At 44.3% G+C, this 15529-nt stretch carries 13 protein-coding genes; 8 read left to right on the plus strand and 5 right to left on the minus strand.

What is annotated here, in order from left to right:
* Positions 1–14: 14 nt before the first annotated feature.
* From M1L62_RS25730 to M1L62_RS25740, 3 genes are read left to right on the plus strand one after another with little or no spacing between them, the layout of a single operon-like run.
* Positions 15–605, plus strand: coding sequence for an outer membrane beta-barrel protein (locus M1L62_RS25730; protein WP_254562525.1), 591 nt, complete (start codon positions 15–17; stop codon positions 603–605).
* A gap of 14 nt (positions 606–619) precedes the next feature.
* Positions 620–1390: a sensor histidine kinase gene (locus M1L62_RS25735; RefSeq protein ID WP_254562526.1), complete on the plus strand. Its 771-nt coding sequence runs from the start codon at positions 620–622 to the stop codon at positions 1388–1390.
* On the plus strand, positions 1356–2078 hold the full coding sequence (locus M1L62_RS25740) for a LytR/AlgR family response regulator transcription factor (protein WP_254562527.1): 723 nt from the start codon (positions 1356–1358) through the stop codon (positions 2076–2078). Before M1L62_RS25735 ends, M1L62_RS25740 begins: the two co-directional genes overlap by 35 nt.
* 18 nt (positions 2079–2096) lie before the next feature.
* Here the strand turns inward: M1L62_RS25740 and M1L62_RS25745 are convergent, their stop codons facing one another.
* A complete protein-coding gene (locus M1L62_RS25745) occupies positions 2097–4397 on the minus strand; it encodes an ATP-binding protein (RefSeq protein WP_254562528.1) in 2301 nt (766 codons plus the stop codon).
* Between the two features lies 1 nt (position 4398).
* Positions 4399–5016 carry a biliverdin-producing heme oxygenase gene (locus M1L62_RS25750; protein WP_254562529.1) on the minus strand — a complete coding sequence of 206 codons (618 nt, stop codon included), beginning with the start codon at positions 5014–5016 and terminating at the stop codon, positions 4399–4401.
* A gap of 292 nt (positions 5017–5308) precedes the next feature.
* Between M1L62_RS25750 and M1L62_RS25755 the strand changes: the two genes are divergently transcribed.
* Complete coding sequence (locus M1L62_RS25755) at positions 5309–7582, plus strand: cation:proton antiporter domain-containing protein (RefSeq protein WP_254562530.1); 2274 nt, start codon at positions 5309–5311, stop codon at positions 7580–7582.
* 39 nt (positions 7583–7621) lie between these two features.
* On the opposite strand, the gene M1L62_RS25760 is transcribed toward M1L62_RS25755, so the two are convergent.
* A complete protein-coding gene (locus M1L62_RS25760) occupies positions 7622–9763 on the minus strand; it encodes a right-handed parallel beta-helix repeat-containing protein (protein ID WP_254562531.1) in 2142 nt (713 codons plus the stop codon).
* A 180-nt stretch (positions 9764–9943) separates the two neighbouring features.
* On the opposite strand from M1L62_RS25760, the gene namA reads away from it, so the two are divergent.
* Positions 9944–11008, plus strand: a complete 1065-nt coding sequence (namA, locus tag M1L62_RS25765; RefSeq protein ID WP_254562532.1) for an NADPH dehydrogenase NamA — start codon at positions 9944–9946, stop codon at positions 11006–11008.
* Between the two features lie 82 nt (positions 11009–11090).
* Here the strand turns inward: namA and M1L62_RS25770 are convergent, their stop codons facing one another.
* Entirely contained in the window at positions 11091–11285 is a 195-nt protein-coding gene (locus tag M1L62_RS25770) for a hypothetical protein (protein WP_254562533.1), read from the minus strand.
* Positions 11286–11457: 172 nt separating this feature from the next.
* Between M1L62_RS25770 and M1L62_RS25775 the strand changes: the two genes are divergently transcribed.
* Positions 11458–11625, plus strand: a complete 168-nt coding sequence (locus M1L62_RS25775; RefSeq protein ID WP_254562534.1) for a hypothetical protein — start codon at positions 11458–11460, stop codon at positions 11623–11625.
* Positions 11626–11688: 63 nt separating this feature from the next.
* Here the strand turns inward: M1L62_RS25775 and M1L62_RS25780 are convergent, their stop codons facing one another.
* A complete protein-coding gene (locus tag M1L62_RS25780; RefSeq protein WP_090335046.1) occupies positions 11689–12156 on the minus strand; it encodes a response regulator in 468 nt (155 codons plus the stop codon).
* A 380-nt stretch (positions 12157–12536) separates the two neighbouring features.
* Here M1L62_RS25780 and M1L62_RS25785 point away from each other — a divergent pair, with 380 nt between their 5' ends.
* Positions 12537–14834, plus strand: coding sequence for an Rv1355c family protein (locus tag M1L62_RS25785; protein ID WP_254562535.1), 2298 nt, complete (start codon positions 12537–12539; stop codon positions 14832–14834).
* Complete coding sequence (locus M1L62_RS25790; RefSeq protein WP_254562536.1) at positions 14834–15520, plus strand: hypothetical protein; 687 nt, start codon at positions 14834–14836, stop codon at positions 15518–15520. Before M1L62_RS25785 ends, M1L62_RS25790 begins: the two co-directional genes overlap by 1 nt.
* Positions 15521–15529 lie beyond the last annotated feature (9 nt).

The following is a 15529-nucleotide window of genomic DNA, read 5'->3' on the forward strand; positions in this document are numbered from 1 at the left end:
ACTCCTGATTCAACATGAAAAATAGCTACATCGTTTTATTAATCCTCATTTTTCCGGCGCGTTCTTTTGCCCAGTCGTCACACCAGTTTGGTATCGTTTATGGTTTTGCAGCGAATGAGCTCGTGCGAAAAGATGAACTGACGGGCGCTGCGAGCCACGACGGAAAAGGTGCCAGCGTTATTGGATTGCGATATATTAAAACGCTGAAAAATAATTTTGCTTTCGAAACAGGTCTGGAATATTCGCGGTTTAAATTTTCAATAGCCCCGGCCCCACATCCCGCCGTGGAACATACCTCCCGCCCGGAAAACATTGAACTGCTCACCGTGCCGATTTATGGCAATTATACTTTCGGAAAATATTTCTTCCTAAACGGTGGTCTTATCGCTGATTTCGAGCTCAATAAAAAAGAAAACAGAAGCCTCGACGGACAATCAGGACTGGGCGCCGGACTCGGAATCGGCGGAAAATATGCGTTTAAAAGGATAACCCTTTCGGTCAGCCCTTACTTCCGGAAACACGCGATTTTTGCCGCAGACAAGGAACAGTATCAGGAAAGAATTATTGAAGCCGGCGTAAGATTTGGTGCAGGATACCGGTTTTGAGTGTAATTTGCCGTATGGAAGGCACAGTTAACATTTCAGGCATTTTTCTGTACACGATCATCCTCGCGCTGATTGTCAGCCTGCTGGTGATCATTTATCTGGTCATCCGTCTTAAAACGGAGACCACGCTCCGGGAAAAATCGGAAGAAAAAGCGGAAGAGTCCGACGTAAGGAAGGAAAATTTTGAGCTGGAAACAATCAAATCGAAACTCAATCCGCACCTTTTCAAAAATGTGCTCAACTCCATCCAGTCACACGCTTACCAGAGTTATTACGCGCTCGACAAATTATCCAATGTTCTCGACTACATACTCTACGAAAGTGACTGCGACTATGTGACGTTAAAGGAAGAAACCGATTTTGCGCTTAGCCTGATCGAGATCAATCGGCTAAAAGTCAGCCCGTTGTTCGACCTTAGAATAAAGAATAAAATTGATCCGGAAGATATCCTGTTGAATCAAAAACTGGTCGCTCCGTTAATCACGATCGACCTGATTGAAAATGCGTTTAAACATGCTGATATCCAAAGCCCTGACGCGTTTATAGCGATTGTTATGACCCTTACCGACTCAACTTTTTCGCTGGTCGTTTCCAATAAAATCAGTGTTAAACCAATACTAAAAAAAGAAAAAAGCGGTTTTGGTAAGGAGAATTTACGAAAACGGCTCGACCTGGTTTATGGCCCGCATTATACACTGGAACACACCACGGAAAACGATATTTACATTGCTCACCTGAAAATTAACCTGCTTGAACACAAAGCTCAGATGTCTTCTGCTGGATGATGAATTGCCCGGCTTAACCTACCTGCGCATGCTTTGCGAACAAATTCCGGATCTGGAAGTTGTCAAGGCATTTAACGACCCGTTGAAACTGATGCAGGCCAGCACCAGCCTGGATTTCGATTTGTGCATTCTCGATATTGAAATGCCCGGACTCAACGGGCTGGAAGTCGCACAATTGTTGCAGGGGAAACCGGTCATTTTCATTACAGCTTACAAAGAATTTGCGGCCGAAGCCTTTGACCTGGATGCCATCGATTACATTCGTAAACCGATCCAGAAAGAAAGGCTCGAAAAGGCAGTTGCCAAGGCTGCCAAGCTTATCGAGAAGGGAAAATCCGAGAAACAGTTTATGCAGCTCAATACCAACAAAGGCAAGGCGCTGCTTGGTTTTGAACAGCTTTTACTGATCACCTCCGCCGAAAAAGACAAGCGCGACAAAATCGCCTATCTGGAAAATGGTATCGAGATTATCCTTAAAAATATCTCCTTTGAACAACTTCTCTCGCAACTGCCGGAAGATAGTTTCTGCCGGATCAGTAAAAAAGATATCATTGCTTTAAAGGCGGTCCGGTTTTTCACACACCATGAAATCACCACCACAATCCAGCCCGAAGGTTATGAAAAAGAGCTTGTATTAACACTTGGAGACAATTTCCGTAAAGAATTTATGGATAAAGTTACAAGCTGATTCTTCACCAAAACCTTGTTATTCCTGCCCGTTTACAGGAAAATAAAGTGTAAAAACCGCTCCCGCTCCAAGCTCGGAATCAGCGGTGATAAACCCCTTGTGGTTCTCCATGATCTTTTTGCAGATCGCCAGTCCGATGCCTGTGCCCGGATATTTATGCGCAGGATGAAGCCGTTGAAAAACATCAAAAATCCGGTTCTGATATTCTTTCTCAAAGCCAATACCATTGTCGCGGACAGCAATTGCATAAAACAGACCGTCGGTCTGCGTCTTATTTTCCGGAATCAATTTCCCCTCGACGACGCTGGTATTAAGGGTTATGATGGCAGGGCCGTTTTCATCAGAAAACTTTAATGCATTGCTCAAAATATTGATAAATAACTGATTCAGCTGAAATGGTATCGCCCTCAGCACCGGCAGTGAGTCTGCCGCAATGCTTGCATTTTTCTCGGTAATATTGTCTTCGAGCTCCTGCAAAACACTTTGAAAAACAGCATTCAAATCTGTTTCTTCAAAAACCTTATCGATGCTGCCAGCCTTTGAGTAAGATAGAATATCTTCTATCAGCAGCTGCATCTTTCCGGCAGCAAAACGCATCCGTTCCACCGAATCTTTTACCTGCGCCGACAGATCCGGATTTTCCCGGTCAAGCACTTTGGAGGCAAAAATCTGAATTTTACGCAGAGGCTCTTTGAGGTCATGGGTGCTGATCCAGTTAAGATTGGCCAGCTCCTTGTTTGCCGCCTTGAGCTCGTCATTAAGTATCCGGTTTTTGTTCTCCTGATTTCTGACGTAGTGAAAATTGATGTGTTTTTGCAAAGCATAGGTGAAACTGGAAGCCGAATTGATCTCCGCCTTTCTCCATTTTTCACTTTTGTTTTTCACTTCCTCCATCCATAAAGCAAAAGATTTGCGGGGCGAAAGTCTTATGCCACCATCTTCGTTTACAACGACTGCTTTATGTGGGTTCCCTGCCCAGTTAATGGTTTCGCGGCGTTCTGCACGCAGCCAAAGCACCCCATCGGGACTCTCGGCCGCTATCGAATGATAAATGACACCCGCAGCATACTTCGAAAGATTTTCAAACTCCGGAAAAATATCAATAAGTTGTTCCGTATGCAGCCCCGTCTTCGGATATTTCTCCGACAACGATTCAAACAAGCTAATCAGCTCAGCATCCGAGGGTACGTTTCCGTTTTTATATAACCTCCCCTGGTGATAAATAACAAAACTATGCGCGTTGGCAAGCCTAAGCAGCGAAGGTGATGTGGCATAGTCATCTATAAAATTCTCATTTTCATGGAGCAGCGACAAAGATTCCAGCAAAGCCTGCTCCACCCCCTGACTAATTTCAAACTCTTCCGCCACTTCCCTTACCCTGATCTGGGAAGTCAGAAAGTGCCCCTGCAACAACGCCGCCAACCGTGTATAATGCGCCAGCACCTTGGCTGAATAATGATGACAGGCGATCAATCCCCAAAGCTTGTTATTCTGTAAAAGCGAGATCGTCAGTGTGGCCCCCACACCCATATTTTTCAGATATTCGACATGGATCGGCGACACGCTTCGTAACACGGAAAGGCTCAGATCGAGTGACTTATTACTTTTCTCGTCGCCATTATTGAGCGTCAAAAGCGGTACCGGCTGATAGTCCACGTCGGCAATAATCCTGAGCGGATTTTTGACATAAAGCGCTCTTGCCTGCGGCGGGATGTCCGTATGCGGATATTTTTGTCCTGAAAAAGATTCAAGATCATCTCTCTTGGCTTCGGCGATCACCTCTCCGTTATATTCCTCGTCAAACCGGTAAATCATTACGCGGTCATAACCTGTAATTCTGCGCGTCTCAATGGCAATATCGTTACATAATTCAATGAGCGAGTCATGCTGTTCCATCAACGAAACGAAACTGCGGGTTTGACTGTAAAGATTGGGGAGATCCAGTGCTTCGTCGGGAAATGGCTCAAATTCCAGAATGAGTGTCTGCTCACTTTGATGTACGGTCGTATTAAAAGATTCGCCATGAAAGCTGAAAACAAACGGACGTGCGCGATCATTAACATCCTCGCGGACATAGGAAATAAAATCGGCATACGGCACTTCCGAAAAAATAACAGACAAAGGTTTTCCCAGCAAAACTTCGGGTGGTAAACCAATGAAATCCTTGCTATTGGCACTGCAAAAATCAATAATATGATTCTCAGTTTTGAGCCCCAGTAAAAATCCGTGCGGTTGTATGGTTCCCGGAATATGAATTGGCTCACTTTCACAGTTGGTGAGATTTACAACATCCCTGTTAACGATATCGGTAATATTCATTTTACAAAGTTATCTCTGCTTCGCTAAGCCACTGATCGATGATGGAAAATGTGTGTTCGGCACTTGTTATAATTTCTTCCTCGCAGTTGTTTTCAACGGCATATGCGGTGAACGTGGAGATGAAATTTTTCCACAATATCCCCGTTTTGGATCCATAACCCCAAAAATAGGAAGCTCCATTTTTCTCCGTCAAGCCGAGTGTCTGGTTGATATGTTTGTACAAAACCCTTCCGCCCAGCGTTGAACCTTCCAGTACGTACATAACGCCCAATGCCTCTGCAATCGTTGAAAAACGGAATTGGTAAATGGGCAGAACCGCGATTTTTTCCTTTGAAATACCCGTTTCGAGAAGGTCCTTCGTGATTTGCTCTGTTTTATATCTTTCTTCCAAATCAGAAAAAACTGCACCCAGAGCCGGATAAACATCTCGTTCACAAGCCGTTGTAACTCCATATAATTTGGCAATATAAGTCTGATAGTCTGCCAGGGTTACAGCCGGATCCAGAATAACTTTAGAGTACCGGTTTTCTTCCAGTTGCTTGTGGTTCTTTCCTGTTCTTTCCCGGAGGTTTTTCAAAAACAGATCCAGCGCCTCTCTGGATTCGGTCAATTCATTCATATGTTTAAGTACTGTGTAACAATTATTAAAATTTCCCCTACAAAAATTATTCCATTCCCATCCAAGCGTTTACTCGGAAATCATTCCTACAAGTAAAACATAAAACACGTCCTGTACAACGCGCATGTAAAAAAAGGTCATGTCTCTTTTCCGGCGATTTTATTACGGACACACAAACAGGTTTCATTACAAAATTCTACCCGTTCGTTACATAATTAATCGATGACGTGTCGTACCGGGAAATAGCCGCAGGGGAATGAGATAAATTTGGTCCTAAATTCAAAACCCAGGTATGAAAAACATAAGAAATTTACTCTTTTATACACTTACCATAGGCGCCTTTTCCGTACTCATGTACCTGATCATTATTCAGGGCGAAAAACTGGAAGCCGGCAAAGTAACCATCGAAAAAGTCGCAGAAACAAGTTCGCACTGGTACCAGTTCATCGAAACTTACCGGCAGAATATAAGCAGTCCGCTTGCGATCCTTCTCTTACAGATCATCACGATCATCATTGTAGCACGAGCTTTTGGCTATATCTGCAAAAAAATCAAACAGCCGACCGTGATCGGTGAAATCGCCGCCGGTATTTTCCTTGGCCCCTCTTTCATCGGGATGTATTATCCGGAGTTTTCCGGTTTCCTGTTTCCGGTGAAATCGCTGGGAAATCTGCAATTCCTGAGCCAGATCGGACTAATCCTTTTCATGTTCGTCATTGGTATGGAACTGGATCTTAAAATACTTAAAAACAAGGCGCAGGAAGCTGTCGTAGTAAGTCACGCCAGTATTATTTTTCCCTTTGCCCTCGGTATCGGCCTTGCGTTTGTGATCTACGAACAGTTTGCCCCGAAAGAAGTGAACTTCCTTTCCTTCGCACTTTTTACCGGTATTGCATTAAGTATCACGGCTTTCCCTGTGTTGGCGAGAATCGTGCAGGAAAGAGGTTTATCCAAAACCAAACTGGGCACCATGGCCATCACCTGTGCCGCCACGGACGACATTACGGCCTGGTGTATTCTGGCTGCGGTTATTGCCATTGTCAAAGCGGGAACTTTCGTCAGCTCAGTATACACGATTCTGATGGCGGCAAGTTATGTGTTGATTATGCTGAAAGTGGTACAGCCTTTTTTGAAAAAACTGGGCGATGTTTATTCCTATAAAGAAGGGTTAACAAAACCAGTCGTGGCCGTATTTTTCATTACGCTGCTCGTCTCGTCCTATGCCACCGAAGTGATTGGTATCCATGCACTTTTTGGTGCATTCATGGCCGGGGTAATCATGCCGGCCAACCAGAATTTCAGAAATATTTTCATTGAAAAAGTGGAAGACGTAGCTCTCGTGCTGCTGCTCCCATTATTTTTTGTTTTCACAGGATTAAGAACCCAGATCGGACTGTTAAACGATCCTTATCTCTGGCAAATCACCGGTTTGATCATCGCTGCGGCCGTCATCGGTAAGTTTGCCGGAAGTGCCATCGCAGCAAAATTTGTAGGTCAAAACTGGCGCGACAGCCTTATTCTGGGCGCCTTGATGAATACACGTGGACTCATGGAGCTCGTCGTGCTCAATATCGGTTACGATCTTGGTGTTTTAACGCCTGAAATCTTTGCCATGATGGTGATTATGGCGCTTGTCACTACCTGCATGACCGGCCCGGCGCTTGATCTTGTCAACCGGTTCCTGCCCGAAAAAAATCCAGAGCTGCCAGAATCTGTGATCGAAACCGGTAAATATACTATTCTGGTATCTTTCGGCAGTCCGCAGCGCGGCAGATCAATGCTTCGTCTGGCACATAGTTTTATCAAAAAAGCACCGTCGAATGCAAGCATCACGGCTCTGCATTTGTCGCCGAGCAATGATCTGAACCAGTTTAATTCGGACGAATACGAACAGGAAAGTTTTGAACCGATCAAACAGGAGGCGAGCAAGCTGAATCTTCCGGTGGTCACGATGTTCAAACCTTCCCAGAATATCGACCGGGATATCATCGAAACAGCGAACGTGGGCAACTTCGATCTGCTGCTGGTCGGGATTGGGCACAACGTTTTTGAAGGGACCATTCTGGGCAAAGTACTTGGTTTCACTACCAAAATCATCAGCCCTGAAAGACTGTATGACACCATTACGGGTAAGGAAAGATTTTTTGATTACAGCGTTTTCGACGACCGTACCAAACATATCATCAAGTCGGTAAGAATTCCGGTTGGTATTTTTGTTGAAAAAGAGCTTACTAAAATTGAAAACATCTTCATCCCGATATTCTCCCTGAGCGATAGCTTCCTGCTGGTGTTTGCGCAGAAACTTATCCATCACAGCGAAGCCCGGGTGATTATTCTGGATGCAAGCGGGGTGATCCGGCAAAATCCCGAATTGAAAGAAACCATATCGGCCATTGAGCAGATTGCACCAAACCATATTGCCCTGTACCACGACAAAAAGATCGAAAAGGAATTCCTCGAACAGCAGGATCTGATGCTGATCAGCATGGACAGCTGGAAAAAAGCCGTTGAGACGCACAGTTTGTGGTTATCACATTCGCCGTCGGTGTTAATGATAAGATCCTGACATGAAGCCAAAAATCCATCCCGGCCGGGATGGATTTTTTTATTTGTAGTTTTTGAGAATGCCAATTTTTTCTACCGGCAAAGTTTGCCAGCCCGGAGGTGTCATCATTTGGGTGTCATCCGGAATAAAATGGCGACTGTCCATCATTTTCCAGTTATAGGGATAAACATCACCGACCCGATTGCTATCTGACCAGTTGTACCAGCTATCCTCCCCTTTTCGGGTTGTTTTCACTTTTACAAAAACGTTACTTTCAAAAAATAACCGCTTCGGCACCGACGGATACTGTTTCCAGTAGCTGGCAAGTTCGGGATACCGGGTTGCGTATGGCGGCTGATCAAATTTTACTGTATTTAACCGTTTTTCAATAATCCCATCTTTGGCAAGCGTAGCTCTCGACCAGTTCTGAAAACGGTTGTCTACGTGAATTCCCAGCGGACTGTCAATAAAGAGATTATTTCGGTAAACGATATCCTGGCCGCCCCCGATCAGCACCGGAATCGTACCGGCTTTGAAAAAAATATTGCCAAAAACCTCCATCCCGCAGGCACCATCGTCGTGGTATATGGCCGAAGTTCTGTGGTTATTTCCCAGGTGATGGAAATAGTTAAACCTCAGTTTGTGACCCCTTTCAGACGGATCACGGCCGTAATAAAACGCTCCCTGGTCATCAATTTCCCGGCAAACGTCATAGATATTATTGTATTCCAGCACATGATCATTCCCATGCAGCAAAATGGCCATGCTTGGCGCATTATAAATCTCGCAATTCAATATTTGGTTTCCAACCCCATCAATGCTCACCGCCGGCCTGTAAGATTTTTCGATACGGTTAAAATCATGAATCCGGCAATTTTCAACACTATTACCCGCAGGTGTTAATGTTTTTCTGTCTCCTCCTCCGAGACTGACGCCGCCTGCGCCGGTGTTGTAGATATGGCAGTTTACAATCCGGTTATTCCTGCCGCCCTGACGATTAAACGTAGTGTTTTCGTACAAATGCTGATCCAGACTTCCCAGCAGCCGGGATGCTTCCTGTCCGCTTCCTTCATGTTTCTGGCTTTCAAACGGTGTTATGCCTTTTCCAATAGAAACGGCAACAGAACCCAGGTTTCTGAAAACACAGTCCGAAATAAGGCAGCCTTCCGACCTTTCCAGATATACACCCATGCCGCGCGAAACCTCGAACGATATGTTTTTAATCGTGATATTCCTCGCGCCTTCAATGGCCACCATCGGCTCTTTCAGCAATGATAAATCCAGTTTTGTGATTAAAGACGGAAGGTAAAAAAACAGCAGGCCCAGTTCGCGATCCAGATAATATTCACCGTTCTGATCAATCTCTTCCTGCACATTGTAGGCATACCAGCGGTTCCAGGCTTTCCCCGATTCAAATCCGTAAAGGTGAGGTTGCACTGTTGTGAAAGTGCGGGCAATGGTATCAATTCCCGCCAGTTTAACGGCATCTTCCGCATAGCCATAATTGAAATATCCCGAGATCCAGATGTCATTGGAATGTTTCCAGGTGGCCGGCCTCGATACGCCGTAACCGAATTTTCCGCCGCGGTTGGTCTGGTCTCCGTTTCTCACAATGGACCCTTTATCGAGCACATTACCCATCATCACCGTCGAGTCATTCGGCCACCGGGCGAGCTGGCCAGGGTTATCGTTGATAAACAATTCCAGCCAGGAAGGGGCATAAGGTCTCGAAAAACCTACACTACGCAGGTCGCCGAAATCAGTGATACCGATCTCATTCAGATTTAAAACGCCTATTTTATTTTGCAAAAACTCGGGGAATTCATTTTTGTATTCCGTTCGCCCCAGTCTCAGCACCTTGGTAGGATTAACCGTGATGCCACCCGTAAAAACCACAGATTCTCCCTGCCAGGGCATAATGATCAGATCTTTATCACGCTCATTGAATTCCAGTGTCTGGCTAAAAACATAGGTCCCTCCTCTCAAATAAATAATGGTCGGCTGAGTTTTCGAGGCAAATTCCCTGGACGCATTTCTAGCACGGGCGATGGTAGCAAAGGGGCTTTCTTTTGTCCCGGCATTGTTATCGTTTCCATTTAATGACACAAAAAAGGTATCAGCAGCCCGGCTCGCTGAAAAAACGAGAACCAGCAAAAACATAAACACAATTTTATTACTCCCCGCACTGATACTTCTGTTCATAAAGGATTCTTTTGGACTTAAATCTTGTTAGGGTGTTCACACCTCGGGTACAAAATTCTATTACCCGGAGCGTTTCTGCAACTTTAAATTTTATTAACTACTCCGTGGTTCAATACTTATAACGATGTGCAGCAGCAAATGATACCGGATTTCAAAATTAAGTCAAACTTCTGAACAGATATGTCTAAGCTTTTTTCTCCGCTTGCAATTAAAAGTATTCAATTCAAAAATCGTATTACCGTTTCTCCCATGTGCCAGTACTCCTCCGTGGATGGCTTTGCTGACGACTGGCACCTCGTTCATCTGGGAAGCAGAGCCGTTGGAGGCGCTGGGCTTATTATCTCGGAAGCCACAGCGGTTTCACCCGAGGGACGCATTTCACCCGACGACCTGGGTATCTGGAAAGACGAACATATTGAAAAATTAAAACAGATAACCTCTTTCATCAACCAGCAGGGTGCCGTGCCCGGTATACAGCTCGCGCATGCCGGACGTAAAGCCAGTACTGCCGCAGCCTGGAAAGGACGTGGGAAAGTTGAGCCCGGGGATGGTGGCTGGACACCGGTTTCTGCTTCGGCGATTGCCTTTTCGGACACCTATCCCATGCCCGACGAGTTGGATCATTCCGGTATTGAAAAAATAATCCGGGATTTTACAGATGCTGCGAAACGCGCGCTGGCCGCCGGTTTTAAGGTGATCGAATTGCACGCGGCGCATGGCTACCTCATCCATCAGTTCCTGTCTCCGTTGAGTAATCAGCGGACCGATACATACGGCGGAAGCTTCGAAAACAGGACGCGTCTGTTAATGGAAATTATTGGTAATGTTAAAACGGTCTGGCCGTCAGATCTGCCAATTTTTGTTCGGATATCCGCCACGGACTGGGCGGATGGCGGTTGGAATCTCGACGACTCCGTCGAATTATCTCTACAACTTAAATCGGCAGGTATAGATCTAATTGATGTATCCACCGGCGGATTGGTTTCTTATGCTAAAATTCCGGTCGGCCCGGCCTATCAATTACCTTTTGCTTCGAGAATAAAAAAGGAAACGGGGATTTTGACCGGAACGGTGGGGATGATCACCAGTGCAACGCAGGCGGAAACCATTCTCGTAAACGAGGACGCCGATATGATCATTATGGCGCGTGAACTTTTAAGAAATCCCTACTTCCCGCTCCATGCAGCACATGAGCTGAGAGATCAGATCAACTGGCCAATCCAATACGACAGAGCAAAACACTAATTGACTTATTGCTAAGTAATTAAATTTATTTATGCTTCATCTTACAACCCAGACAGTTGCAAGATGAAGCATAAATATCCGATCAGTTATTTACATTCTTCTTCACAGCGGAATCTCCCTTCATACCCTGATCATTCTGGTAATAGAGGTAACCTTCCGTTTTATTTTCCGTGGTTTTAGCCTTTTTTGCCCTTCTTTCCATCTGCCGCGCGCACGACGAACACAGAAAACTCCCTGTTAATAAGGTCATTGCTAATATCAAAGTTATCTTTTTCATTGTGATATCAATTAAGAGTAAGTCTAAACACAGTAACCAAGCGTAGTCTTTACAGCAAAAAAGATACCATCACCATTTGCAGGGCGATTGGGGAAAACGGCCAGAAAAATTCCGGGAATAATTTTTTAACGGTTAAAATAAAAATTCAAAAACTTCATCAAAAAAAACCGTTATGTCTGAATTAATCACCTTTTTGCAGGTTATCGGAAACCTTTTTCTGGCGGCAATTATTTTTTCAGCGTTGATTTTTACCACATTCTACTACATAGTGGGATATGTGGTCAGGGAAATAAAAACGGCGCCATTTCATAAAAAAGGCGCCATTTTAAAAAGAAGATAACTGTTGCTCAAACATGCGCATTTCAATGGTAAGTGAGCCATTGAGCCGGTTGGACAATACCGTTTATGAAATCAGTTTTTGACGCAGCAAAAACTCAAGCTGATTGTTTGCATCGATCAGTTTTTCGAGTAAATCCCGGTTTTTCTCCCGCAAACTAAAAATTTCGTAAGCATTTTTGATGATAATCCGCAGCTGCTGCTCATCCCACGGTTTATTCAAATAGTAATAAATGTGGCCCTTGTTAACAGCGTCAATAACAGCGGTAATATCTGAGTATCCGGTCAATAGAATCCGGATCGGATCAGTGTATTCCTTTAATACTTCAATTAAGAAATCAACGCCGGTCATCTCCGGCATGCGTTGATCTGTGATAATGACATGTACCTTATTTGACTTAAGAACTTCCAGTCCCTCCTTGCCCGAAGTTACGGTTAGTACGTTAAAATCTCTTCTGAATGCTGCTTTAAAAGAATTCAAGTTATTTACTTCATCATCCACATAGAGGATACTTATTTTCTCGGGGCTTTCCATTTTTAAGGTTGTAAACTCTGAAATAAACTTATAAATTCATGTTTCTAAAAATACAAGATTATTTTCAAAATACGTAATAATATTTCTACGGTAATTTTAATGTATCCGTACAAATATATATGTTTGATTATAAATTAACATATTCTAAAAATAATAGAACTAAACAACGGTGCTATTGTTCTTAAAACAACATGATCCATTCTCTGAATCTTATTTGCACGATATGAAATACTTCACCAGCGGTTACCTTGCCGGGGTATTATTGGAATAACTTGTCCGCTAGATTATTGTTCTTCTAAAATTATGTTTAGATTGTCAGACCTAAGCGACTTTTTATGAAAATTTCCTGAAAATATAACTGCTCAACGCAAGCTTAAAAGATGTACCACGATTTAGAGTTAAGTAAAACCTATTTGCCTGTTTTGTTTGAATTGCGTCAGGAGGCTGATAAAGAAAAGTTCAACGAAATTATTTCAGCTAATACGGATAAGATAGTTCTTGATTTATTTTCTTCCCAAAAAAAAGAGTTATTTAAGATCAGAAACCCTAAACAAAGACTGAGCCCTGCGGATACTGATGCATTATATACCACATGGATTGAAGGAAAAGTAGCTGATCATGAAGGCGTTTGGGTTTACTACCCCTGGTTAAACCGCCTGATTCACATACTAAACAGGGAAGAGTTTATTGAGCTGAGAACCAGCCGTAATCAATTCAAAATAACACCGGCAGAGCAACAAAGCCTCTTCGGAAAAACCATCGGAATAATAGGACTTTCCGTAGGTCACGCCGTGGCGCTGAGTGTTGCCACGGAAAGAATATGCAGCAAGCTGAAACTTGCTGATTTTGACACGATTGAATTAAGTAACCTGAACCGGATCAAAACCGGAATTCAGAATATAGGATTAAACAAATGCGTGGTCACTGCGCGTGAAATCGCAGAAATTGACCCGTTCCTGGAAATCGAATGTTATCAGGAAGGGATTACGGATGATAACCTGGAAGCTTTCCTGCTCGAAGGCGGCAAACTGGATATCCTTGTTGACGAGTGCGACGGACTGGAAATAAAAATTGCCTGCCGCCAAATGGCAAAACATCACGGGATCCCGGTGGTTATGGAAACCAGCGACAAAGGCATGCTGGATGTAGAACGTTTTGATCTCGAAACAGACAGGCCTATCCTGCACGGATTTTTGAACGACATTCCGGCAGAAAAACTGAAAAATATTAGTCCCGAAGACCGAATACCACTGGTGCTGAAAATCATCGACGCCAGAAACAGTTCGCTCAGAGGACAGCTCTCGCTGATAGAATTAGGGCAAACGATAAGTACCTGGCCACAGCTGGCAAGCGCCGTGACACTCGGCGGTGGTGTGGTCACCGATGTTTGCAGAAGGATCCTCCTCGACCAGTACAATGAGTCGGGAAGATATTATGTAGACCTTGAAAAGATCATCGGCAACAAAAATACAGCCGGTAAATCTGACGAAAATGCCAATCCTTATGAGTCGTTTTCACTTGAAGAAGCGATCCAAGTCGCAGATTCCCTGCCTTCTCCTGACGACGCCTTCACGCCCGACACCAAAATCATCGCTGAAATTGTAGAAGCTGCCGGTTTGGCTCCTTCCTCGGCCAATGATCAGCCCTGGAAATGGTTGTTCAGAGGCAGCAGATTATATCTTTTTCACGATGCGCAGCGTTCCTTTTCATTTGCCAATTTCGGCGATATTCCCGCGCATATCTCGTTTGGGGCAGCGTATGAGAATCTTGTGTTGAAAACGCATCAGTACGGTCTGAAAATAAAAAGTGAGGTTTTCCCGCTGGAATCACACCAAAGCCTGATCGCGCTAATTGATTTTTATCAGGATGACGAGGATAAAAATTTCGCAACCGTGTACTCCCCGGAATCGGTTGCGTTTATAGCGGACAGGTCTTCAAACCGAAATGTATCCACACCAGTTGAAATTTCTCAAGAGGTTTTGAACAATCTGACAGAAGCGGTTCAAAGCGTAAACGGCAGTGAAATTCATTTCATTACAGACCGTGAGAAAATTAAAGCACTTGGGCAGATTATCGGCGAGAGTGAGCGATTGACGCTTCTGAACAGCGAAGGACATAAAGATTTTTACCAGCGGAATATCCGCTGGACACCTGATCATTCCGAAAAAACAGGCGATGGTCTCGATTTGCGGAACCTGGGCATGGCCCCCGCACAGATTGCAGCTTTTTCAATTATCAAAGACCCGAAAATTGCGGAAGTTCTGAAAACAATCGGAGGCGGTAATGCGTTGGTCGACGGGATGATCAGAACCACGAGCCTCGCCTCAGGAATAGGTTTGATCGCTTTCCCTGGTGCAAAACCAGCGGACTATTTTTCGGGCGGTGTGGCCATGCAGAGACTCTGGCTTATGGCCGAAAAATTAGGCTTTTCCATCCATCCGTTGAACGCTCCGCTGAATCTGTTTGCAAGATTAAGCGCCAATGGCAGTGGCGGACTTGACAGCCAGGAAATAGAAAATGTAAAAAAACTTCGGGAAAAATTCCTGGATATAATCCCGGTGGGAAGTAATATGGCAGAAACTTTTCTTTTTAAAATTGCCAAGGCTGATAAGCCGGCAATCAAATCAAAACGTCTACCATTATCTGAGATATTGTTTATTGAAAACAACAAATTGTAATGATAGCGAAAATCAGAGCTTTCAGGTCGCCGGATGATGTTGAAACAAGTCTCAAGTACGTAGACGGACATAGAAAAGTTTTAGAGTCATATGGTGTCAAAAAAGTGACATCAGCCAGTGTTGAATGGCTCCATGATCCGCAAACCTACGTTGTGCTGGTTGAATCGGAAGACGGCGAAAAAATATACGGAGGTGGCCGTATCCAAATCCGCACCCAGGAAATGAAAATGCCGATGGAAGACGCCATTGCCAAAATTGACAAGGGCATTTATCAGTACGTCGACAAAATCGGGAATGAAACGATCGCTGAATTTTGCGGACTTTTCAATTCAAAAGAGGTGGCAGGGTATGGCATCGGGAGTATTTTCCTTGGCCGTATCGGCGTAGCCATCGCAACGCAGGTCAATGTAAAGTATCTCATGGCGCTGTGTTCTCCCGCAACTTTAAGAAATTGTGCCCGTGTTGGCTTTGAAATTATAAGAGATTTGGGAAATAATGGTACCTTTTACTACCCAAAAGAAGGATTGATAGCAACAGCGCTCATTATCAAGGATATTCACAATTTACCCAGTGCGCACGAGGAGGAAAGGGAGCGGATCTTTGATCTTCGCCTGAATCCTGTCCAGGAAGCTATTGAAAAAGGTCCCAAAGGAGAAATGGATATTATTTATCATACTAAATTATAAAAGTCATTA

The sequence above is a fragment of the Dyadobacter diqingensis genome, from assembly GCF_024220585.1.
In the GTDB taxonomy this organism is placed as follows: domain Bacteria; phylum Bacteroidota; class Bacteroidia; order Cytophagales; family Spirosomataceae; genus Dyadobacter; species Dyadobacter diqingensis.